Source organism: Micromonospora chalcea (genome assembly GCF_002926165.1).
GTDB classification, from domain to species: domain Bacteria; phylum Actinomycetota; class Actinomycetes; order Mycobacteriales; family Micromonosporaceae; genus Micromonospora; species Micromonospora chalcea.
In genome coordinates, this window is the sequence record NZ_MAGP01000075.1 from 36,034 (window position 1) to 56,171 (window position 20,138).

A 20,138-nucleotide genomic window follows, 5' to 3' on the forward strand; every position below is an offset into this window, starting at 1 on the left:
TGCCGACTAGACCAACCGCCGATTTTCAGCTGCCCATTCCCCTTCGGCGACCCATCGCCCGTCTTCTCTGACCCCACCGGAGAATCATGTCCGACGTCAACCAGCTCCGCGGCCAGCTCCGCAGCATCGAAAATCAGATCTTCAACCTGAGGCAGAACATCCTCAAGGTGGACGACACGGTCGGCGCAATCGAGCAGCAGCAACAGGCCACCCGAAACGACCTCGTTGAGCTGCGCCTGGCCTTCGCCCGCTTCGCGCAGCAGGCCGAACGCACCGCGAACGTCCACCGTGCCGAGACCGCAATCGGCGCCCTCAAGAACGACATCGAGCACCAGTTCGGCCACCACAAGGTGGTACGCCGAACCGCCGTCGGAATGCTGCAGTCCTTCGACGTCGGACTGGTCAGCGAGGACACGGTCCAGGCGGTCGGTGAGCAGTTGATGATCCAGACCCCGCGCTATTGGCTTGCGCCGGTCCTCGTCGCGCTTGCCGCCTGGGTTGGCGACGATCCCGACCTGTGCGTCCGGGCGGTCGAGGAGGCGTACCGACGGTCCCCGGAGCGCACCTCCCTGCTGATGACACTGATCTTGCGTCGGCAAGGGCGACGGGCGAGTGCAGTCCGATGGCTGAGGCACTACCTTGATGCCCAGGACCCGGCGGCGCTCAACCGTGAATTCGCGTTGATTCTGGAGGCGATTGCGCACGGCGCCTTCGGTCCCGATGCGTTGACGCTCACCCGGGAACGACTCGAGTCGTGGCGCCGCACCCTGCTCGCCGACGAAGCATCCACGCACGCCCAACTCAACCGGTGGCGGCGCGAGATGGAAACGTTCGTCCGGCCCGAAGGCCTTCGAGAGGATTTCCCTCGACTCGGCGCGTCCTCGCCGCAGTGGCCGCAGCTGGAACGCGCGCTCGCCGGAGCTGAGGCACACCAGTCCATCATCGATCGGTACGTCGCCGTGCTGAACACCCCGCCGTCGCCCACCGACCGGATCGAGGATGCCATCGACGACCTCCTCGACATGTTGGTCGAGGAGTACGACCCCGAAGAACTTCCGCTACGGCGCGAACTGGCGGCGAAGGAGGCGATCGTGGCGGCCGACGGGGATCTTGAGGAGGCAGCCCGTTCGACACCGTTCCAACTGGCCGCACTGAAGGACGTGAGGGACTACCTGACCATCCAGACCGACTCTGCCCTCGATCCCGACGGCATTGGGGTGTCGCCACAGACCCAACGGCTCGCCCTGGCGTTCTGCCACGACTGGCTCAGTGACGCCCACAGCGCGTTCACCCGGGACTACCGCCTGGGATTGCCCTCCACGGTCACGGTGACCCTCGACCTGCGCGAACGCGCCGACGTGACGGGCTTCAAGCCACCCCCGTGGACCGGCTCCTTCGAGCGCCCGCTGGACGCGCTGGAGCGCTCTCTGACCTCGCACTGGACACGGCACACCGAGCCGTTCCTCGCGGGTCTCGCCTTCGACTGGCGCAAGCGAATCATCGCGCCGATCGTGGTACTGCTCCTCGTCGCCGTGTTCGGATCTGCCGTCGCCGGCCTCGCAGTGGGCCTTGTGATTACCGTCGGGGGTGGTGTGGCCTGGGGCCTCCTGCTCCGCGCCCAGGCCGACTCCGCAGCCGAGAAGCAGAACGCCGCCCGTGCTCGGCTCGCGGCAGCCCGGAAGCGGTCACTGGTCGAACTGCGAGCTGCCGGCGCCGAACTGACCGACTGGACCACCCGGTTCACAGACGCTGACAGCAGGGAGTCGAACGTACGGGCTCTGATTGCCGACCTTGCCACCGCGGGGGCGCCGGGAAGCCCGCACGAACGCCGTGTCCCCGGTCGAGCAGAGGAGGCGTGACATGGAGATGCCCGAACCGGCCACGGATCTCGTGGCCGATGCGCCGGCCTCCGGCGTTCCGTGGGCCCGGCAACCGATCGCCGCGGCGAAGCGCAGCACCAGCCGGGCCCGGAGGATGGTGGAGAACCTTCCCGACTGGGAGCCGATGCCACCAGGGGAACTCGTCGTCCGCCGCCCGCGCCGGTACTGACATGTCCAGCGCCGACAACGGATATCAGCGATGGGCGAAGTTCCTGGAACTGTGGCGGTCTGGTGAGGACGCCGATTCGAGGTATCTCCCGCCCCTGGCCGAGGACGACTATCCGGCCGACGTCTGGGTCAGGCTCGTGCGCCGCATCGTCGAGGCGATGGCGACTCGGCTGAATGCGTGGGAACGAGGTCTCCTACAGGCCCTCCTCGCCGCGCAGGACGAGTTCGAGGTGGCACGCGCACTCACCCAGTCCCGAGGGAGCCTCACCCCCATCCGCGCGTTGACCGGCCATCCCGGCCTGCCCGCAGACCTGTCCCGACAGCTGCGCGCCGAGGTCGACAGGCAGATCCGCTCGGTCCAGCGTGCGCTCGAGGAGACCGTCGAATCCGCGCACCGCGTCGGAGCCAACGACCGGCTCGTCCAGGCGCGACTGCGTACGTTCCGTGAGAACGCGGTCACCGAGGTGCTGATGCAGGCGCCGGACCGCCGGGGCGGCTGGGACGGCTGGGCCACCGAGCCGGCGGACCGACCACGTCGGCGGTTGATCGTTCGTCGTCACCCCGACAGACCCGAGGAGTAGCGTGTCCCACTACGACGAGGCCCGCCGCGACCTCGACAGCTACATCGCGGCCCGGGTGCCGCTGATCGGCATTCGCAGTGCCGAGCAGACCCGTGCCATCCGGCTGATCCGGGAGGTCGCTGGCAGTAGCCAGCGCGTCAACCTGCCGTTCTGGATTTATACCCGGGCGACCGGGCTTAGGGACCTACGCACCAGAAATGCGGTGCAGGAGGATCGATCCCTGGTCGCGGCCATGGATTTCGCCGCGGCCCAGATGTCCCGGCGCGCCCAGGCGACCATGGTCTTCGTCGAACCGGACGACCTGAGTGTCGATTCGCCGGTCACCCGTCACATCGCCGAACTCGCCCGGCTCGCCGACGACCAGTCCGGCAGTGTCGTGCTGATCACGGACACACCGATCTGGAGCGGCCTGCAACGCCTCGGGATGAGTGTCTCGTTGGAGCTGCCCAACGCGGCCGAGATGTACGAGGTCGTGGTCGACTTCCTTAAGGATCAACAGGGTTCGGTGACCATCGACTGGATCGAGGCGGACGCCCGCCAGGTGGCGGACTTCCTGGTCGGCGTACCGGAAGGCACCGCCATCAACATCCTGGCCACGATCGCCGCGAGCGGCCGCCTCCGCCGCGAGGACGTCGACCGTCTCGCCGAGGTCAAGGACAAACACTTCTCGGATCTCGCCGGCCTCGTCCGCGTACCGCTGGACCGCTCCGCGCACGAGATCGGTGGGCTGGCCACCCTGCGGCACTGGTTGCACCGGCGCCATCAGGTCATGTGCGCTGACCTGCGGAACACCGGGCTCCGGCCGCCTCGGGGCGTTCTGCTCGTCGGGGTGCCCGGGTGCGGCAAGTCTCTGTCCGCAAAGGCGGTAGCTGCCCAGTGGCGGCTGCCGCTGTACCGGCTCGACTTCGCGGCCATCCTCGGAATGTACGTGGGGCAGTCCGAGGCACGGCTACGGGAAGCCCTGGAGATGGCAGACCGTACCGCCCCATGCGTGCTGTGGATCGACGAGATCGAGAAAGGGCTCGCCGGCCAGCACGACAGCACCGGCGTGGGCAGGCGGCTGGTCGGACAGTTCCTGTTCTGGCTCCAGGAATCCCGGTCGCGGGTGTTCGTCGTGGCGACGTCCAACGACGTCCGCTCACTCCCGCCGGAACTGCTCCGGAAGGGCCGTTTCGACGAACTCTTCTTCGTCGACCTGCCCGACGACACCGAACGCGCCGAGATCATCCGGCTCTACCACCGCAAGTATGTCGGCTCCGAGCCTGCCCCGGATCTGCTCGACCGCCTCGTCTCCCTCTCTGAGGGTTTTGCCGGCTCCGACATGGAAGCCGCTCTCAAGGAGGCTGGATTCGAGGTGCTGGTCAACGGTCATGCCGGTCTGAGCAGTGACTTCATCATCGACACGTTCATGGACACGATCCCGCTCAGCCGCAGCCATCCCGAGGAGATTGCCGAGATACGCGCGTGGGGCCGGGACCGCGCTGTCCCGGCCGGTGCGGCGAGCCTTCCCGACTCATCCGAATCCGGGGCACGCCGACGACTGATCGTCGCCGGTGAGGCGTGACGAGAGGAGTGAAATGAGCGACGACCGAAAGCCCGACAGCGGACCGATCTGGAACGTACGGTCCCTCGTCGGCGACCTCGCCGACGATCTGCCGAAGGCCGCACCGGCACCTCCGATGAGAGTGCCCGCGGCGCCCCCGGCCACGCTGTCCACTCCCGCTCGGCGGGTGCTGGAGAGACCCGACGATTCAAACGAAACGCCGCCCGGCCCGATCAGCGACGACGCGCTGGAAACCGCGGAGTCTCCTGACCCCCAGCCGCGCGGCGGCTGGATCAGCGAGGGCGAGACGCCCCGGCCGAGCAGCGGTGATTCGATGCGGCTGTTCACCCTGTTGCTCGGCATCGCGGTCGTGGCGTCGGTCCTGATTCTCATCGTCGTCGGCCTGGTTGCCGGTCGGGACGAAGACCTGTCCGGAGCCGTACCTCCACCGATCCCGGTGACTTCGACGGAAGATCTGCGGGACGCCGAGACGCCCAGCGAGGTCGTATCGCACCAGGAGGAGCAGGCTCTCCCCGCCGCCGTCGCGGATCCGGAGGAGGAAGCGCTTGCCCGCCTGGAAGAACTTCATCGGCAGGACCTGCACACAGTGCCCCTCGACGGCCAGTACGCCGCCCAGCTCGCATCGAAGACGGTGGGGATCGTCGACACCAACCAGGTCGCTGCCAACGGCTCACACACCTTCTACGCCCGTGACATCCTCGAGGAGCACGCCAGCCTGAGGCAGCGGTTCGGTGGCGAGGCTCGGATCGTGCTGCTGTTGAGCACCGACTACGGGCGAAAGCAGCAGTTGGACGGGCAGCCGCTCTGGGTAACCTTCGCACTCCTGCCTAATCTGAAAAAAGAGGCTGTCACGGGGTGGTGTGCGCGGCAGTTCCCACAGATGCGCGGCGCCGCGCTGGAGAACCGCTGCATACCGCGCCGGTTGAATCCACCCGGCACGTCCACCGGCTGAGGACCGTCCAGCGTCCGGCGGCCGGGGTCTCCGGGACGCCCGAGGTCGGCAAACCTGCTGCGCAAGACCGGTGACGACTGGCGGCGCGGGAGGCGGTCGCCGTGGTGCTGCGCCATACCGCGTCGCACGGTGCGCTCGCCGCAGCGGCCGCGCAACTGGCCAGCCGCACCGAGACGGTACCGGCGGCCGACGGCGGCCGGAACGGATGGGGCAGCACGCAGCGCTAACAGTAGGTAGCTTGGCGCTCACTGCTGTCCTCTGGGGAGGGTCGACATGTGGGCGGACGAGGCCGCGCTGGACGCGGCGGCACGCCGGCTCGACGAATGGGAGTCGTCCCTGGCCGACCGGGCGGCACGGGCCCGCGACCTGTCCGCCCGCACCCAGGCGCTGACCGGCACCGCGCGCAGCGCCGACGGACTGGTCGAGGTCACCGTCGACTCGTCCGGGCTGCTCACCGACCTGCGGCTGGACGAACGCGTCCGGCAGCACTCCGCCGCACACACCGCCCGGCAGATTCTCGCCGTCAGCCGGGACGCCCGCGCCGACCTGCTGCGACGGCTCACCGAGGCCACCACCGCGGCACTCGGCGCGGACGACCCGGCCGGGCAGGCGATCGTCGAGTCCCACCAGCGGCGGTTCGGCCCCGACCCGGGCACGTCGGATGCCGCCCGGTGACGGCCTCCAGGTCGACCCGGACGACCTGACCGCGCACGCCGCACACCTCGGCCGCTGCGCCGACAGCATCGACACCGCCCGGCAGGCCGGCCAGCACGTCAGGCTGGGCGCCGACGCGTACGGGCAGCTCTGCGCGATCATGCCGGCCCTGCTCGACGGTCTCCAGCGGATGCTCACAGACGGCATCGGCACCGCCGCCACGTCGGTCCGGGACACCGCCGGGAAGCTGCGGTCGAGCGCCGAGCGCTACCGCGCCTCCGACGCGCACGCCGCCGACCTGCTCGACCGGGTACGGCAGCGGCGGTGACCACGAACCCACTGGTCGCCGCCGCGGCGGACTCCGGTCCGAGTCCCTGGGCCGGCGTGTGGATCTGCGAGGACATCGAACTCATCGCCCAGGGCGTCCGCACCGGCAGCTGGATCGACGGCAGCCTCGGCGTGGTCAGCGCCGGCCTCGACGCGCTCGCGCTCGTGTCCGACCCGGCCGGGGTCCTCCTCCAGTACGGCATCGCCTGGCTCATCGAACACGTCAAGCCGCTCAGCGAAGCCCTCGACTGGCTCGCCGGCGACCCCGCCGAGATCACCGCGCACGCGCAGACCTGGCGCAACGTCGCCGCGTCCCTGCGCGAGGACGCCGCCGAGCTGGCCCACGCCGTACGCACCGAGGTCGCCGGCTGGACCGGCGCCGCCGCCACCGGCTACCGCCGCTGGGCGAGCGAACAGCAGCAGGCCATCACCGGGCTCGCGCAGGGCGCCGAGGCGATGGCCGCGATCACCGAAGGCGCCGCCGGCCTGGTCGCGGCAGTGCGGCTGCTGGTCCGCGACGCCATCGCCGCCTGCGTGTCCCGCCTGATCGTGTACGCGGCCGAACTGGTCGCCACGGCGGGGCTGGCGACGCCGCTGGTGGTGGAGCAGGTGACGACGACAGTGGCGTCGTGGGCGGCGCGGATCGGGCGGTTGTTGCGGGGGTTGCTGGCAAGTCTGCGGCGGCTGATTCCGGAGATGCGGCGGCTGGGTGAGCTGATCGGCAAGCTGAAGGAGGCGCTGCGCCGCCTCTCGTCCGCCGGACCGGAGAAGACTCCTGGCAGCGGTGGCCCCGGGCGCCATAACGGTCACCCGACGAGGCCCCCGGACTTCGACCCGGGCAAGCAGCATGGTCCCCTCGGCGCCGACTTCCGGCCCGAGGTGAATGACCCTCGCGGCTTGTTCGACGACAAGGAAAGAGCGGTCGGTGACCGCCTCGCCGAGGAAGGGGACATGGTCCATCCACGGGAACGTGACGACAGCCTGTACAAGCTCAAGAATCCGGACTCGATGGTGCGGTCCGGTCCAGACGATCCCGGCGTGGTGACCGAATTCAAGACCCTCGACCGCTCCAGCAGCGAAGCCGTACGCCGTAACATCATGGCCGCCGGTAAGCAGGTCGACCAGACCGGCGGCGGCAACGCGGTCATCGACGGACGCCCGGTAAACCTGAGCGAGGAGGAGGCCCGGCGGGGTTTCGCACGAGCGCTGGGTCAGCACAGACAGCACGGCAGCGCCATGCCCGGCCAGGTCCGAATCATCCTCGGCGACAACCGAATAATCACGCTTCCCGACTAGTCTGGTGTCGCACATGTCGACTTTGGAACACATTTTTCTCCACGCTGCGGAGGAGCCGAAAGCGGTGGCCGACAGGATTGCTTCGGCGATCGGGTTGCGAGCTTCGATCAGTCCTGAGGGAGGCATTTATTTGAGCCGTCCCGCGCAGTGCGGCCCAGGCGGGGAGGTCGGCGGCGAGGTTGCCCGCAACTATCTCGCCTATCCCTCCAACGTCCCGGAGGAGCAGTCGCTCCTGGACGCCTATGAGATCCTCTGGGATTTCGGGTACACGGGCAGAGACCGGGATGTCCAACTGCGTGAAGCCCGCCGCGTCTTCGAGCAGCTCTCCGCGGCGCGGCTGTGGCCGGCTGTGCTGGTGGCGGGTCTCGACACGCTGATCGCCGCCTGGGATCCGGATCTCGGGTCCACCTGGTTTCCCTCGGGGACGTCACCGGACGCGGTCGATCGGGACGCCTGGCAGGAGTATCTCGCCCGTCTCCGCCACTGATCGTGGACCCGTACGAGCTGGTAGAACTCAGGGATGCCGTGCCTGAGGAGAATCTCCCCGCCGGAGCGGTCGGTGCCATCGTGCGCGTGTTCCACCGCCCCGACCTCGCCTATGAGGTGGAGTTCGCCGATCAGGACGGCCGGCCCCTCAGTGCTGTGGCCCTGACGCCGGACAAGATCCAGAAGGTCGACACCACGGGTGGCGACGGACAGTCGGCAGCACAGTAGTGGCCGGCCTCGTCGTTCTGCGGCCCGGGGTCGACCGGACAGCGACCGGAGGGTTATTCGACTGGACCGTGGGGTTCCTGATCGCTCGGCTCACTGACAGAGACGCCGCAGCGCATCTTCAAGAGATCGTCGACAACAACCTCGGTTCATTCCGGCTGGATGACCTGTCGCCGGAAGCCCAGCGCGAGGTCGTCGCCCATTTGCGCGAGGGTCTTGTCGCGGCGGGTGAACAGCATCTGCCGGAGACAGCCCAGAAATCTGTTGTGGTGGCACATCTCCGAGAACTCGTCGCCGCGACTCACAGCTTGCCGGTGGAGTAAGGATGTTCGGAAAGGGGCGACATGGGAATGATGGTGGCCGCCCGTCGGATCGAGGCTCCGGCGGACGAGGTGCGGTATGCGTTTGGTTTTGAGGACAGGTTCGATCGCATCCTCGTCATCGACCCGCAGACGTTGCAGGCACGAGTCGAGGACGACGACTTCAACGCCGCTGCCAGCGCCATCACCGCCAAGATCGTCAATGCCTGGCGCGACCGGGGCGAGTTCCCGGAACGCATGCTCGTCGCGAGTTAGCTGAGAAACCAACCACTCAGACCGGAGGAACCCCCTGGTGGCTTCATTCGACGAGTGGCTGGACGTCTACGAGGTCGTCTACCGCGCCCTGCCCGCCGAGTCCGACCACCAGTGCCCGAACTGCGGTCACCGAACCCTCCGGATGGTGTTCACCGGGCCCCCAGGGGCCGGCTACGGCTACGCCTCCTTCTGGTGCGACACCTGCCTCGAGGGCATCCACGTCTCGCGGGCTCCGGTTCCCGCCGGAGGGAGGGCCCTGTCCACTGCCGCGCCGATCGAGGAACGCACCAGGGGCATCCCCAACTACCGCCTGGTGACATAGCTGAATCGCGTCGGGAATCGGCTATGAGCCGAGGATCCCGCACTGCAGCCGGACGGTGACGCGCTCGGTCACCACGTCCACCCCGCCGAGAGCGTCGCGTACGTCGGCGGCGAACTCCGCGCGTTGATGCAAAGTAGGCAGACGTTCAGCGGACATGGCGGAGAAGACACCGCCGACCATGTCGTCGACGGTGAGCGGCGCGTCGTACCGCACCGACGTCTCCTCGTACCGATATCCGGCCCCCACGAGCGCCTCCCGGTTGCGGCGACGCCCGTCCTCGTCGGTCTGGCATCTCCCGGTGACCGGGTGGCCGACCATCCGCTCCAGGCATCCGCGCAGCGCGATCGACCACTCGGTGTCCTGCATCCACAAGGGTTCGCCGTTGGTGACGACCGCGATTCCACCGCCTGAGCGCAACAACGGCCGTGCCGCCTCGAACAGGGCGTCGCGGTCCATGAAGTGAATGGCGACGGCGACGGTCAGCGCACCGACACTCCCCTCGCCGAGCAGCCGGGACAACGCGGGCACATCACCGTCGCTGCCGAGCATCCACGTGGCGTTGGCGGTCCCCCGGTCCAGGGCGGCACGCCGGGCGATGGCCAGCATGTCCGGTTCCGGGTCCATGCCGACGACAGCGCCCACCCGGTCGGCGAGCGGGATGCTCAACTGACCGGTGCCGCAGCCGAGGTCGACGACGGTGTCGTCAGGACCGAGACCGAAGACTGCCGCCAGCGCGTCGACCGCCTCGGGTGGATAGCCGCGCCGATGCCGTGCGTAGTAGGTCGCCACCTCACCGCCGAAGCCCGTCGCCATGCCGGCAGCCTGCCCGCCGCGACCGTCGCGAGGCCAGCCGTTCTGCTCAGGGCACGCCCTCGAAACGCCGCGACCGCCGAGCCTGTCCCCCGTGCGAGCTACCCGCAAGTGTCCACCGCACGGTGACGTTTCCCGGCCTGCGAATCCATAGCGTTCCAGGTGAACCGTGGCGCTCCGGCCGCGGACCTCTCGAAGGAAACGTCATGCGTGTGGTGAAGCAGTTCCTGGCCGTCGTCGCGGTCAGTCTCGTCGGCAGCCTTGCGGTCGTCGCGGCACAGGACAACGCCGTGCTCAGCCTGATCCTCGGCGCCGCGACCGCCGCAGCCGCGATCATCGTGTACGGGTGGGTGGTGCGCCGTACCGAGCGTCGCGACGTCACCGAGCTGGCCCGGAACGGCGCGGCCGCCCGGCTCAACCGCGGGGTGCTGATCGGGTTCGCCATGTTCGCTGCGGTCATCGTCAACATCGCCCTCATGGGCGGCTACCACGTACACGGCATCGGCTCGGTGTCCGGCGCGGTGGGCATGGTCGGGTTCATGGCCGCCGCGGCGGTGACCGAGGAGCTGATGTTCCGCGGGCTGCTGTTCCGCCTGGTCGAGGAACGGCTCGGTACGTGGCTCTCGCTGCTGCTGACGGGCGTACTGTTCGGCCTGATGCACCTGCTGAACCCGGACGCCAGCCTGTGGGGTGCCACCGCCATCGCGATCGAGGCCGGGTTCATGCTGGCGGCCTGCTATGCCGCGACCCGCAACCTGTGGGTACCCATCGGCCTGCACTTCGGCTGGAACTTCGCCGCCGGCGGCATCTTCGGCGTCGTCGTCTCCGGCAACGGCGAGTCGGCGGGTCTGCTGGACGCCACCACGTCGGGTTCGACGCTGCTCAGCGGCGGCGACTTCGGGCCGGAGGGCAGCCTCTACACGGTGGCTGCCGGGGCGGCGCTGACAGTGGTCTTCCTCTGGCTGGCGCACCGCCGTGGTCACATTGTGACGCGGCGCCGCCGCGCGGCCGAGGCCCCGGCGGAGAGCGTTACGGTCTCCTGATGATCACCCGACGGATGCTCCAGGACTCGTGGCGGCACTGGCCCGTCACGGTCCGGGATCTCCCGCTGGCGCTGGTGATCGCGCTCGCAGCAGTGACCCCACCGCTGCGCGGCATCGGTACGCAGCTCGGCGATCTGCCCGCCCGGCCGTTCGACGCGCTGACAGTCGTGGTGATCGCCCTGGAGTGCCTTCCGCTGGCGCTGCGCCGCAGCCGCCCGGCGCTGTCCCTCGCCCTGGTGTCACTCGGCTTCGCGCTCGACCAGGTGCGCGCGTACCACACCTTCGCGGGCGCCGCGCTCGCCGTCGCGCTGGTGAGCGCGGGCGCCCACCTGGACCGAGGCCGCCGTACGACGGTGCTCGCCGGCTCCCTCGCGTACATCGGTCTGGCAGTCGTGCTGGATCGACAGGGGTCGACCGAGGGCGTGGTCGGGTTCACCACGTTCTACCTGCTGCTGGCGCTCGCCTGGGGCACCGGGTCGTGGCTGCGGCAGGACCGCCTCGCCGAGGCCGAACGCCGCCGGCACGTCGCCGACACCGCCCGCGCCGCCGAACGCGCCCGCATCGCCGGTGAACTCCACGACGTGGTCACCCACCACGTGACGGCGATGGTGGTACAGGCCGAGGCGGCCCGCTACCTGACCGCCGCGCCCGACCGCCTCGACACCACCCTGACCGCCATCACCGACACCGGCCGCCGTGCCATCGGCGACCTGCGGCTGCTGCTCGACGTGCTCAACCCCGACCACGGTACGGAGCCACGCGCCCCATCGGTCGGCGAGCTGCACACCCTGGTGGAGCAGACCCGGCAGGCCGGGCAGCCGGTGGAGTTCACGCAGCAGGGCACCCCGGCGGAGGTGACCGGCGGCGCGGAGATGGCCGCGTACCGGGTGGTGCAGGAGGCGCTGACGAACGCCCTCAAACACGCGCACGGCCGCCCCACCGCTGTGCACGTACACCATGGAGACCGGGAGATCACGGTGGAGATCAGCACGGACGGCCCGGGCCCGCGCGCCGCGGGTCCGGGCGGAAGCGGACGCGGCCTGGCCGGGCTGCGCGAGCGCGTGTCGGTGCTCGGCGGCGAGTTCGACGCCAGGCGCGGGGCGGGCGACGGCTTCGTCGTCCGCGCGCGCATCCCCACCGGGAGCGCGTCGTGACCAGGCCGATCCGGGTGCTGGTCTGCGACGACCAGGCGCTGATCCGTACCGGGTTCACCACCATCATCGACGCGCAGCCGGACATGGCCGCGGTGGGCGAGTGCGGCGACGGCCGCGCCGCGGTCGACCTCGCCGGCCGCCTGCGGCCCGACGTGGTGGTGATGGACGTACGCATGCCGGTGCTCGACGGCATCAAGGCCACCCGCCTGCTGGCCGGCGCGGGCGTCGCCCACCCGGTCAAGGTGCTGGTGGTGACGACGTTCAACCTCGACGAGTACGTCTACGAGGCGCTGCGCGCCGGCGCGAGCGGGTTCCTGCTCAAGGACGCCCCACCGGCGCAGCTGCTGCACGGCATCCGCACCGTCGCCTCCGGCGCAGCGCTGCTGGCGCCCGAGGTGACGCGGCAGCTCGTCGGCCGGTACGCGGCGCGGATCCGCCCGGCCGAGGGCGCACCTGCGGACGTGGGGCTGACGCCGCGTGAGCTGGAGGTGCTGCGGCTGATCGCCGACGGGTTGTCGAACAGCGAGATCGCGGCGCGGTTGGTGATCAGTCAGGAGACGGTGAAGACGTACGTGTCGCGGATTCTCACGAAGCTGGACGTGCGGGACCGGGTGCAGGCGGTGGTGTACGCGTACCGCACCGGCCTGGTCACCTGATCTACCCGCCAGGAACCGACACACCATCGTCGTCGAGAGGTGAGCCGTCCAGGGCGCGATCGGTCTCCGCGGCGGTCAGACGCACGATCACGTCGCCGTCGGAGGTCGGAAAGCGGGTGAAACGCAACAGGACGAACCCCGAACGGTTGCTGCCCCGCACGCCGTTGCCGAGGGGCATCGTGTGCACACCCTCGACGAGCCATTGATAGACCGGCTGCGCGTCCGCGTCACGCCAGCCCTTCAAGCCGGCGTGGTGAACCGCCAGGGTCAGCTTCTCCGCCAGGTACTCGGGGTCGCAGACGCTGGTGATCGTCAGGTCGAGTTCCGCGAACCGGTGTGCCGGCCCGAAGTGCCACAGTGCCCGCACCTCGCGGACCCCCGGGGTCAGCGGCCGTCCGACGAACAACCAGTCGTACGCGTCCAGGAAGGGTGCGTGGCGCTTGAGCCAGCTCTCCCTGTCCTGTTCCCGCAGGATCCAGGGCAGAGGGATCTCGTTGAACTCGTCGGTCCACACGACTTCGGGAATCTCCCAGGCGTCGAGCCAGGTTCTGACGCGCTCGCGGTTGGCCAGGAACGCGGCTCGCAGTTCATCGCGCTGGCGGCGTCCGGTCATCGGATCACTCTCCGTAGTCCCAATCGAGGCCCCAGATGCGGACATTGCCCTGGTGGTCGCCGGTGACGACGGTGCCGAACGCGTCGTCGGCGCGTATCGCTGTGACCTGGGCGTGGTGACCGTGCAGTGAGCGGATCCGGCGTCCGGCGCGCAGGTCCCAGACGTCGACGGTCTGCTCTCCCGGGTCTCCGGCCACCGCGAACCTCCCGTCGGGCGAGACCACCACCTCCTCGACCCCGGAGAGGCGTCCAGCCGGGTCGTCGAGAGCCCTCCCGTCGAACACCGGCTCTCCGCTCGCGGCGTCCCATACGACGAAGCCGGTCAGCCCGGCGATGACGGCGAGCCGGCGGGAGTCCGTGAAGGCCAACGCCGCCGACGAGCTGTGCTTGACCCGGTCGAGCTGGTACGACGGGCGCCTGTCACCCGGTCGCCACGCGGTCAGGCGGGTCATCCCGGCCAGCAGCAGCATCCCGGAGGCGAACCGGATCTCCGTGTGCGGGTCGACGTCCGCAAAGGTCTTCACGGGCTTTCCGGTGTCCATCGACCGGACCTCCACGGCGGCCGTGTCGTGGGTTCGCAGCTGCACGGCGATCGAGCGGGACGCCTCGTCGGCCGTGACGCCGACGATCGTGCCGGGTCCGGTGCGGACCGTCGCGACGCAGGCAGCCGCCTCCAGCGACCACACCGTCGCCAATCCGTGGCCGAAGCCGACCGCCAACAGGTCGCCCGTGATGTCGAGCGTGGTGTTGCCGTCGTCGCGAGGCAGTGCGCCGGCCACCTTGAAGCGGGGCTGGAACGTCTCGGTGTCGTGGCAGGCGACCGATCCGTCCGAGTAGCTGATGATCATGTCCCGGCCGCCCCTGGCGAAGGACAGGCTGGTGGCGGGGTTCCGCCGCTTGGTGACCCCGCCTGCCTTCTCCAGCGTCTCCAGGTCGAAGATCTCGACCTCGTCGACATTGGCCGGGAAGGCGAACAACCGGCCGGAGGCGCCGATGTCGAAGGTGCCACGGGTGAGCATGACATCGGACAGCTCCTGCTCCAGCCAGATGCCGGTCAATCCGGTGCGCCGCAGGTTCCGGCCCAGGGCCCTGGAGGCCCGGCGTAGCCGCGGATGACGTTCGTGGCCGGGAACGGCACGCGCCTCGCGGATCGCGTCCGCTGCGCGCCGATCCTCTCCGGCCGCGATCATCGCCTCGACGCGCTCCATGACCTGGTCGAACGCCCGCTCGTCGCGCGCGAGGGCACCGACCGGGCGGGGCGGCGCGTACGACCGCGGAGCGAGGTGTCCGCTGAGTGGCATGGGAAGTCGGGAGAGCGAGGTCTGGCCACTGTAGCCGTGCGATTCGGCGATGACGGCGTAGCCGCAGTCCCCGCTGAACGCCGTCGCGTCGCGGCGTGAGCCCCGCGCCCAGTCCTTCGGGAAGGTGCGGACGCATCGGCGGATGGCGAGTTCGAGGACCTGAAGGTCTCCGGTCCCGGGGTCGAGCAGAGCCCAGCCGGCCCGGCCGGAGACGCCGAGCATGCGGTATCCGGTCAGCCAGGGGATCTCCCACCGTCGCGGTTCGTCCCAGACCCGCATGTCCACCACTGTCAGGGACTGGTAGCCGGTTCTCAGGACGGTCGACCCGTCCGGCGCCAGGGCGACCTTCTGGCCGTCGCCGTCCATCTCGTCGGTGGGTATGTGCAGGCCCCGCATCCTCGTGTCCCGCAGGGGCCACCACTGCTCCACACGGTGGTCGACGGCGGAGCCGGGACGACCCAGTGAGGCGGAGACGCAGACCTCGGCGTCCGGGCCGAGGATCACCCGGGTGACAGTGCCGTCGTGGGGGCGGATGCCGGCGACCGGCTTCCACGCGTCGGTGCGGAAGACGAGGACGCGGCCGTCGCCCGTACCCACAGCCGCGAAGCCACCCTCGGGGCTGAGCGCCACGGCTGTTCCTCCGTCCAGCCGGCCTTCGAGGTAGGCCGTGCCGCCGGCGAGCAGCCACCGTTCGACGCGGGAGTCCTGGTAGCAGACGAGGATCCGCGCTCCGGCGTGGTCGATCGCGACGTCGACGGGAGCCGGGCCGGAGGCGGCGAGTTCCGCGACCACCCGGCCCGCGAAGGCGTCCCAGACCCGCACCCGCCCTGACCTCTCGGCCACCACCACGTGTGTCGCGTCGTGATCGCAGGCCATCGCGACGACCTGGCCGGACAGCTGCCCGAACACCTCGAGCGTGCCCCTCGGCTCCAGTCGGGCACAGCGCTCCCGCGCGGCCGCGATCTCCGGCGATCCCGGATGCTTGCGGTCCGCCTCAGCCAGGTGCCGGGCCGCGAGGACGCCGTCACCGCGTTCCATGTGCACCATCGCGGCCAGGTAGTCCGCCTCCCAGGAGTCGCCCGTGGCGCGCAGTTCCGACAGGAGGATCTCGTCGGTGACCAGGCCGTCGGCCCATTTGAGGAGCCCGTGGTTGTAGACCGCGCGGACGTTGTGCGGGTCGATCGCCTTGGCCCGCTCGAACATCTCGATCGCGCGGCGTTGGTCGCCGAGGTCCCACAGGGACAGCGCCTTGTTGGACAAGCCGTCGGCCTGGAGAGACGGCGACACCTCGTCGGGGCGCGGGTAGGGACCAGATGCGCAGTCCGCGTAGACGCTGAGCAGGACGGCCTCCGCCTCGGCGATGTCGCCGATCCTCGACCGGGGGTCGCGCACCAGGCAGCCGGACAGGAGGTCGCGCAGCGGCCGCGGGAGATCGCCGCGTAGCGACGCCAGCGCATCCGCACCGTCGTGTCCCCACTTCCAGAGCCGGCGCCCGTGCAGCAGCTCGATCACCGTCAGCGCCCAGGACCACATGTCGCTGGCCCGGCCGATCCGGCCCTCCGGATCGACCTGTTCCGGCGAGCAGTACTGCGGTGTGAAGCCGCCGAGCGTCGCGTACGAGGTCTCGACGCCACCCGCTGTCCTGTGCGACACGAACGCTTTCGCCTTGGCCGTTCCGAAGTCGGTCACCCGTGCGGTCTCACCGTCGTACATGACGTTGGAGGGCTTGATGTCCTGATGCACCAGACCTGCCGCGTGCGCGTGGCCGATGCCGCGCAGCATCTGGATCGCCACGTCCAGGGCCCGCGGGAGATCGCGGCACCGCCCGTCCCGCACCGCCGCCGTCAGGTCACCGCCCGCGACCCATTCCGCGAAGACCACCGGGTACGCCCCGACGCGCTGCACGTAGTTGCAGCCGACGACGTTCGGGTGCGGGTCGAGATCGGTCCAGGCCTGCGCTTCCTGCGCGAGCAGGTCGAGGATCCCGGGCGCCGCTGCAAGGTCGGGGCGCGGCGTCTTCACCGCCAGGTCGACGCCCCAGGCGAGGTGATGGGCGCGGTAGACGAATCCCATCCCGCCCGTCTCGACGACCTCCTCGATGCGGAACGTGTCGAGGACGGTCTCCCCCGGCCGCCACCGGATGACCTGCCCCGCGTCCACGCCGAGGCCCTAGTCGACGAGCGCCACGTAGATCGGGCTACCCAGCAGCGTGCCGTCCGGGCCTGGCTTCTCGGCCAGTCGCTTCGCGACGAACTCGACCCGTTGCGCCGGCCCCGGGAGCGCGGCCCCGATCTGCGCCAGCGACTCGTGGAAGCGCTCGTCGTCGAACTCGCCCGGGTCGGCTCGCAGTTCCTGGAGCTTGCGGAACAGGTACGGCGGGACCGATCCGACCGGTTCGGCATCACCGCCACCGACCACGTGCGACGCCGAGCCGCCGAGGACGATGACCTGGTCGTCGAGCGTCCCCGCGAAGACCACGATGCCGGTGGTCGGGAAGACCTGCCAGCGCATCTCCAGGCAGGCCTGGACGTAGGGGCGCTCCTCGTCCGCGGCGCCGACCTGGTCGGCGTCCTGCAGGTGCCGGATGACCTTCTCCAGCTTGTCGAGGTCGTGGCGCTCGGGCAGAACCGCCTTGCGGCTGTAGCGGACGACCTTCAGGTCGACGGCGAGCTCGGTCTCGTGCTGCGCGGAGGAGGCGACCTGTGCGGCCAGGAGCCCGATCTTGAGATGCGACAGGTAGAGGTAGTACTTGAGGCTCAAGATGCACTCCGGTTACGGGGAGACGTCCGAAGCCCACCCTACGTTGCGCACGCTCGCGATGCTGACCCTCGATCGAGGATGATCGGTGTCCGCGCGGGCCCCTCGCACCAACGCGACCACCTCCCGTGCTGAGCGCGTCAGCGATGGACGCGGCGGGAGCAGGGGCCGTCGTGATCGGCGCGGAGCAGGCACCGCCGGCCGCCGGGCATGAGCAGGTCGCAGAAGACCCGATGGCGTACGTTCTGGTCGTCCTCGGCCGACACGGTCGTCTCACCCGGGTCGGCGTGCGGCAGCACCCCGGTCCACCGTGCCACGACGCGGGCCAGGCGCTGCGCGGCGGGCAGGTCGGCAGCGGTCACCGGCAGGTGGATGACCCAGCGCCCGGTCACCGGCGCTCGCCGTTCCCCTGCCGCGCCTGCTCGGACTGCCAGCGGCGGAGCGCCACCTTGATCCGCAGGGTCTCCTGGCGGTGCCTGGTGATCTCGGCGTGGAGCGAGGCCATGTCGCCGGGGACCCGGCCGAGGTAGGCGTACACCGCATCGGGGTCGAGCGCGCGGCGCCCGAGCCGGGCGGGCGGGAAGCGGCGCTCGCGCACCTGCCACGGCAGCAGTGAGGGGTACGCGGTCGCCCCGCTGCCCCGCCCCGGCCCATCGTTACGGACGCTCATCAGCCTGTCCTCCTTGTCGTGGAAGGGGTGGGCCCGCCTGCCCGTCCCGCGCCGGCGGGCCCACCCCGCCCTGACACCGCAGCTCCGTTCAGCGGTACGGCACCAGGGCTGCTCAACGGATCACCGATCGACAGGCACAGCGGCCGGGTTGTAGAGATCGCGAGGCCGTCGTGCCGGTAGTCATCCTGTGACAGTGCGCAGTGGACGCGCAACGTTCCAAAGGCGCATTTCTGGATTGTGCATTGACTTATTTCGTGGGAACGAGTAGACGTTGCAGAGCTACGTCACTCGTTGTTGCCGGATGGAACCAGGGAGTGCCCGGATGGCGGAAGACATCGGTTCGACCGTGCCACGCCGACAGCTCGGCCGGCTGCTACGCCAGTTCCGCAACGAGGCCGGCGTGACCCTCGACGCCGCCGCCGAGGCGCTGGAGTACAGCCGGCAGAAGATCTGGCGCATCGAGTGCGGCCTCGGGCCGGTGCGGGTGCTGGACGTCAAGGCGATGTGCGAGCTGTACGGCGTGTCCGCGGAGATGACCGACGCAATGCGGGGATTGGCGGCCGAGACGAAGTCGAAGGGGTGGTGGCACGCGTACGGGGACGCGGTGCCGAGCTGGTTCGAGCTGTACGTGGGGTTGGAGTCCGCCGCTGCCCACCTCCGGGAATACGGCGACAATCTGATCCCCGGCTTGCTTCAGACTCGCGCCTATGCTCTGGGCCTCTACCAGCCCGGCAGCCGACTTAGTGTTGACGAACGCGAGCGCGCGGTCGAGGTGCGACTCCAGCGGCAGAGTCTCCTAACCCGCAGGCTGCCGCAGCCCCCACGCTTGGACACAGTGTTGTCCGAGGCGGTACTCCGGAAGACCGTTCATGGACCAGGGGTCATGACCGGCCAGCTCACCCGTTTGCTCGAAGTCTCCGAACTTCCGAACGTTTCCCTGCGCGTCGTGCCCTTCGCGGCTGGTCCTCACCCGGGGTCAGTCGCCGGCTCGTTCGTCATTCTCGACTTCCCCACCAGCAAGGGAGGTCGAGCCGCCGAGCCGTCCGTCGTCTACAGCGAGTCCCTCACCGGAGCGCTCTACCTGGACAAGCCAGACGAATTGCGCGCCTATGAGAACGCCTGGACCGGGCTGGATGCGCTGGCGTTGAGTGAGGCAGAATCGAGAGACGTGATCAAGAGGGTCATCGGAGAGATACGCCATGACTGACCTGACCGGCGCCGCCTGGCGCAAGAGCACCCGCAGCGGCGACAACGGCGGCAACTGCGTCGAGGTCGCCACCAACCTCGCCGGCATGGTCGCGGTACGGGATTCCAAAGACCCCGGCGGCCCGCTATTGAGCTTCGAGCCGGCTGCCTGGACCGCATTCGTGGCCACGATGAGAAGCGACAGGTCGGTCTGAGGCGGGCGTCCGGGTGTAGTCATCAGATTCGGGCACAAGCGCGCTACCGGCTCTGGCCGACATCTTGCGGCCCCAGACCAGGGCATCGGTATGCCGTGTGCTCGCTTCGGTGCCGCATCCAGAACACCACGTCGAGGGTGCGCAGGCGCGATACCTCCTGCGGCAACCTCGCCTGAGCCTGCAGTTCCGCGAGGCGCCCAACGAGCATGCCACTGTCCTCGCGAAGACGGCCGTGCAGCCAGCGCCAGAATTTCCTGCGGGTCCCGAACGCGCAGGAGACGATTTCGTCGTAAACGGGCACCAGCGCGGGTCGCTTTCGCGCCAGCAGCTTTCCTGCAATCACCCAGCCGATACCGTCGGCCCTTTTGACAAGACGCCATGCTCGGTCGGCGTGGCTTCCATCGTCAACGAAGGCAAGGGCGCCTTCATCGCTCAGGTCAACCTCGGTCGGGATCCCGGCCAGGTGAGCCGACAACTCCCGACCAAGCCGCCCCTGCAGCAGGTCGAGGGCCGTCCGAGGGGGTACCCGCACGCTGAGCAACTCGATCGCGATCAGGTCGTCTGCGGTGATGACGTTACAAGAATCCGGGCGGTCCCCACCGCCACCGAGCCGCTCGAACTGGCTACCGGTACAAGGCGTCGCACCTCCGAGCCCGAAGTACGCTTGAAGCTCAGGTATCGAGCGAGGGCTGTCCAAGACCGCAA

25 protein-coding genes are annotated in these 20,138 nt (G+C 69.5%); 18 read left to right on the forward strand and 7 right to left on the reverse strand.

Going from position 1 to position 20,138, the window contains the following annotated elements; translation table 11 throughout:
- The first annotated feature begins 86 nt into the window (after positions 1 to 86).
- The 13 genes from BAW75_RS07780 (at position 87) to BAW75_RS07835 (ending at position 9,030) form a co-directional block, all read left to right on the forward strand.
- Complete coding sequence (locus BAW75_RS07780) at positions 87 to 1,859, forward strand: hypothetical protein (RefSeq protein WP_104113091.1); 1,773 nt, start codon at positions 87 to 89, stop codon at positions 1,857 to 1,859.
- Between the two features lies 1 nt (position 1,860).
- Positions 1,861 to 2,049, forward strand: coding sequence for a hypothetical protein (locus BAW75_RS07785; RefSeq protein WP_104113092.1), 189 nt, complete (start codon positions 1,861 to 1,863; stop codon positions 2,047 to 2,049).
- Between the two features lies 1 nt (position 2,050).
- Positions 2,051 to 2,629 carry a hypothetical protein gene (locus BAW75_RS07790; protein ID WP_104113093.1) on the forward strand — a complete coding sequence of 193 codons (579 nt, stop codon included), beginning with the start codon at positions 2,051 to 2,053 and terminating at the stop codon, positions 2,627 to 2,629.
- A 1-nt stretch (position 2,630) separates the two neighbouring features.
- Positions 2,631 to 4,193, forward strand: a complete 1,563-nt coding sequence (locus BAW75_RS07795; protein WP_104113094.1) for an AAA family ATPase — start codon at positions 2,631 to 2,633, stop codon at positions 4,191 to 4,193.
- 13 nt (positions 4,194 to 4,206) lie between these two features.
- Positions 4,207 to 5,145, forward strand: coding sequence for a hypothetical protein (locus BAW75_RS07800; protein ID WP_104113095.1), 939 nt, complete (start codon positions 4,207 to 4,209; stop codon positions 5,143 to 5,145).
- A 273-nt stretch (positions 5,146 to 5,418) separates the two neighbouring features.
- On the forward strand, positions 5,419 to 5,820 hold the full coding sequence (locus tag BAW75_RS07805) for a YbaB/EbfC family nucleoid-associated protein (protein ID WP_104113096.1): 402 nt from the start codon (positions 5,419 to 5,421) through the stop codon (positions 5,818 to 5,820).
- Positions 5,807 to 6,127: a type VII secretion target gene (locus tag BAW75_RS07810; protein WP_104113097.1), complete on the forward strand. Its 321-nt coding sequence runs from the start codon at positions 5,807 to 5,809 to the stop codon at positions 6,125 to 6,127. Before BAW75_RS07805 ends, BAW75_RS07810 begins: the two co-directional genes overlap by 14 nt.
- Entirely contained in the window at positions 6,124 to 7,422 is a 1,299-nt protein-coding gene (locus tag BAW75_RS32795) for a WXG100 family type VII secretion target (RefSeq protein ID WP_244206034.1), read from the forward strand. Before BAW75_RS07810 ends, BAW75_RS32795 begins: the two co-directional genes overlap by 4 nt.
- 13 nt (positions 7,423 to 7,435) lie before the next feature.
- Entirely contained in the window at positions 7,436 to 7,909 is a 474-nt protein-coding gene (locus BAW75_RS32270; protein WP_167435533.1) for a hypothetical protein, read from the forward strand.
- A 2-nt stretch (positions 7,910 to 7,911) separates the two neighbouring features.
- Positions 7,912 to 8,136: a DUF4926 domain-containing protein gene (locus BAW75_RS32275; protein ID WP_167435534.1), complete on the forward strand. Its 225-nt coding sequence runs from the start codon at positions 7,912 to 7,914 to the stop codon at positions 8,134 to 8,136.
- Positions 8,136 to 8,456 (forward strand): hypothetical protein, encoded by a 321-nt coding sequence (locus tag BAW75_RS07825; protein ID WP_104113099.1) that lies wholly within the window; start codon positions 8,136 to 8,138, stop codon positions 8,454 to 8,456. Before BAW75_RS32275 ends, BAW75_RS07825 begins: the two co-directional genes overlap by 1 nt.
- A 21-nt stretch (positions 8,457 to 8,477) precedes the next feature.
- A complete protein-coding gene (locus BAW75_RS07830) occupies positions 8,478 to 8,708 on the forward strand; it encodes a hypothetical protein (RefSeq protein ID WP_104113100.1) in 231 nt (76 codons plus the stop codon).
- Positions 8,709 to 8,745: 37 nt separating this feature from the next.
- On the forward strand, positions 8,746 to 9,030 hold the full coding sequence (locus BAW75_RS07835; protein ID WP_104113101.1) for a hypothetical protein: 285 nt from the start codon (positions 8,746 to 8,748) through the stop codon (positions 9,028 to 9,030).
- A 21-nt stretch (positions 9,031 to 9,051) separates the two neighbouring features.
- Here BAW75_RS07835 and BAW75_RS07840 read toward each other — a convergent pair whose 3' ends face one another.
- Complete coding sequence (locus BAW75_RS07840) at positions 9,052 to 9,843, reverse strand: class I SAM-dependent methyltransferase (protein WP_104113102.1); 792 nt, start codon at positions 9,841 to 9,843, stop codon at positions 9,052 to 9,054.
- 203 nt (positions 9,844 to 10,046) lie between these two features.
- Here BAW75_RS07840 and BAW75_RS07845 point away from each other — a divergent pair, with 203 nt between their 5' ends.
- The 3 genes from BAW75_RS07845 to BAW75_RS07855 are packed head-to-tail and all read left to right on the forward strand — an operon-like array spanning position 10,047 to position 12,693.
- On the forward strand, positions 10,047 to 10,883 hold the full coding sequence (locus BAW75_RS07845) for a CPBP family intramembrane glutamic endopeptidase (protein WP_104113103.1): 837 nt from the start codon (positions 10,047 to 10,049) through the stop codon (positions 10,881 to 10,883).
- Positions 10,883 to 12,037, forward strand: coding sequence for a sensor histidine kinase (locus BAW75_RS07850; RefSeq protein ID WP_104113104.1), 1,155 nt, complete (start codon positions 10,883 to 10,885; stop codon positions 12,035 to 12,037). The genes BAW75_RS07845 and BAW75_RS07850 overlap by 1 nt, the downstream gene beginning before the upstream one ends.
- Positions 12,034 to 12,693: a response regulator gene (locus BAW75_RS07855; RefSeq protein WP_104113105.1), complete on the forward strand. Its 660-nt coding sequence runs from the start codon at positions 12,034 to 12,036 to the stop codon at positions 12,691 to 12,693. The genes BAW75_RS07850 and BAW75_RS07855 overlap by 4 nt, the downstream gene beginning before the upstream one ends.
- 1 nt (position 12,694) lies before the next feature.
- Here BAW75_RS07855 and BAW75_RS07860 read toward each other — a convergent pair whose 3' ends face one another.
- The 5 genes from BAW75_RS07860 to BAW75_RS07880 form a co-directional block, all read right to left on the reverse strand.
- Positions 12,695 to 13,306, reverse strand: a complete 612-nt coding sequence (locus tag BAW75_RS07860; RefSeq protein ID WP_104113106.1) for a hypothetical protein — start codon at positions 13,304 to 13,306, stop codon at positions 12,695 to 12,697.
- Between the two features lie 4 nt (positions 13,307 to 13,310).
- Positions 13,311 to 16,766 (reverse strand): serine/threonine-protein kinase, encoded by a 3,456-nt coding sequence (locus BAW75_RS07865; RefSeq protein ID WP_104113107.1) that lies wholly within the window; start codon positions 16,764 to 16,766, stop codon positions 13,311 to 13,313.
- A 9-nt stretch (positions 16,767 to 16,775) separates the two neighbouring features.
- Positions 16,776 to 17,366 carry a DUF7019 family protein gene (locus BAW75_RS07870; RefSeq protein ID WP_104113108.1) on the reverse strand — a complete coding sequence of 197 codons (591 nt, stop codon included), beginning with the start codon at positions 17,364 to 17,366 and terminating at the stop codon, positions 16,776 to 16,778.
- A gap of 137 nt (positions 17,367 to 17,503) precedes the next feature.
- Positions 17,504 to 17,755, reverse strand: coding sequence for a hypothetical protein (locus BAW75_RS07875; RefSeq protein WP_104113109.1), 252 nt, complete (start codon positions 17,753 to 17,755; stop codon positions 17,504 to 17,506).
- Positions 17,752 to 18,033, reverse strand: coding sequence for a DivIVA domain-containing protein (locus tag BAW75_RS07880; protein ID WP_104113110.1), 282 nt, complete (start codon positions 18,031 to 18,033; stop codon positions 17,752 to 17,754). Before BAW75_RS07880 ends, BAW75_RS07875 begins: the two co-directional genes overlap by 4 nt.
- Positions 18,034 to 18,355: 322 nt before the next feature.
- Between BAW75_RS07880 and BAW75_RS07885 the strand changes: the two genes are divergently transcribed.
- Positions 18,356 to 19,240, forward strand: coding sequence for a helix-turn-helix domain-containing protein (locus tag BAW75_RS07885; RefSeq protein ID WP_104113111.1), 885 nt, complete (start codon positions 18,356 to 18,358; stop codon positions 19,238 to 19,240).
- The gene (locus BAW75_RS07890) at positions 19,233 to 19,433 is read left to right on the forward strand and encodes a DUF397 domain-containing protein (protein WP_104113112.1); all 201 of its coding nucleotides are present in this window, start codon (positions 19,233 to 19,235) and stop codon (positions 19,431 to 19,433) included. The genes BAW75_RS07885 and BAW75_RS07890 overlap by 8 nt, the downstream gene beginning before the upstream one ends.
- Positions 19,434 to 19,476: 43 nt before the next feature.
- On the opposite strand, the gene BAW75_RS07895 is transcribed toward BAW75_RS07890, so the two are convergent.
- Entirely contained in the window at positions 19,477 to 20,130 is a 654-nt protein-coding gene (locus BAW75_RS07895) for a DUF6308 family protein (RefSeq protein ID WP_208635201.1), read from the reverse strand.
- Between the last annotated feature and the right edge of the window lie 8 nt (positions 20,131 to 20,138).

Bases quoted from the DNA above. Each gene is read 5' to 3' on its own strand.
- BAW75_RS07845 (WP_104113103.1), top strand. From the start codon at position 10,047: ATGCGTGTGGTGAAGCAGTTCCTGGCCGTCGTCGCGGTCAGTCTCGTC.
- BAW75_RS07810 (WP_104113097.1), top strand. From the start codon at position 5,807: ATGCCGCCCGGTGACGGCCTCCAGGTCGACCCGGACGACCTGACCGCG.
- BAW75_RS07790 (WP_104113093.1), top strand. From the start codon at position 2,051: ATGTCCAGCGCCGACAACGGATATCAGCGATGGGCGAAGTTCCTGGAA.
- BAW75_RS07890 (WP_104113112.1), top strand. From the start codon at position 19,233: ATGACTGACCTGACCGGCGCCGCCTGGCGCAAGAGCACCCGCAGCGGC.
- BAW75_RS07850 (WP_104113104.1), top strand. From the start codon at position 10,883: ATGATCACCCGACGGATGCTCCAGGACTCGTGGCGGCACTGGCCCGTC.
- BAW75_RS07840 (WP_104113102.1), bottom strand. From the start codon at position 9,843: ATGGCGACGGGCTTCGGCGGTGAGGTGGCGACCTACTACGCACGGCAT.
- BAW75_RS07830 (WP_104113100.1), top strand. From the start codon at position 8,478: ATGGGAATGATGGTGGCCGCCCGTCGGATCGAGGCTCCGGCGGACGAG.
- BAW75_RS07860 (WP_104113106.1), bottom strand. From the start codon at position 13,306: ATGACCGGACGCCGCCAGCGCGATGAACTGCGAGCCGCGTTCCTGGCC.
- BAW75_RS07800 (WP_104113095.1), top strand. From the start codon at position 4,207: ATGAGCGACGACCGAAAGCCCGACAGCGGACCGATCTGGAACGTACGG.
- BAW75_RS07880 (WP_104113110.1), bottom strand. From the start codon at position 18,033: ATGAGCGTCCGTAACGATGGGCCGGGGCGGGGCAGCGGGGCGACCGCG.
- BAW75_RS07785 (WP_104113092.1), top strand. From the start codon at position 1,861: ATGGAGATGCCCGAACCGGCCACGGATCTCGTGGCCGATGCGCCGGCC.
- BAW75_RS07805 (WP_104113096.1), top strand. From the start codon at position 5,419: ATGTGGGCGGACGAGGCCGCGCTGGACGCGGCGGCACGCCGGCTCGAC.
- BAW75_RS32270 (WP_167435533.1), top strand. From the start codon at position 7,436: ATGTCGACTTTGGAACACATTTTTCTCCACGCTGCGGAGGAGCCGAAA.
- BAW75_RS07780 (WP_104113091.1), top strand. From the start codon at position 87: ATGTCCGACGTCAACCAGCTCCGCGGCCAGCTCCGCAGCATCGAAAAT.
- BAW75_RS07885 (WP_104113111.1), top strand. From the start codon at position 18,356: ATGGCGGAAGACATCGGTTCGACCGTGCCACGCCGACAGCTCGGCCGG.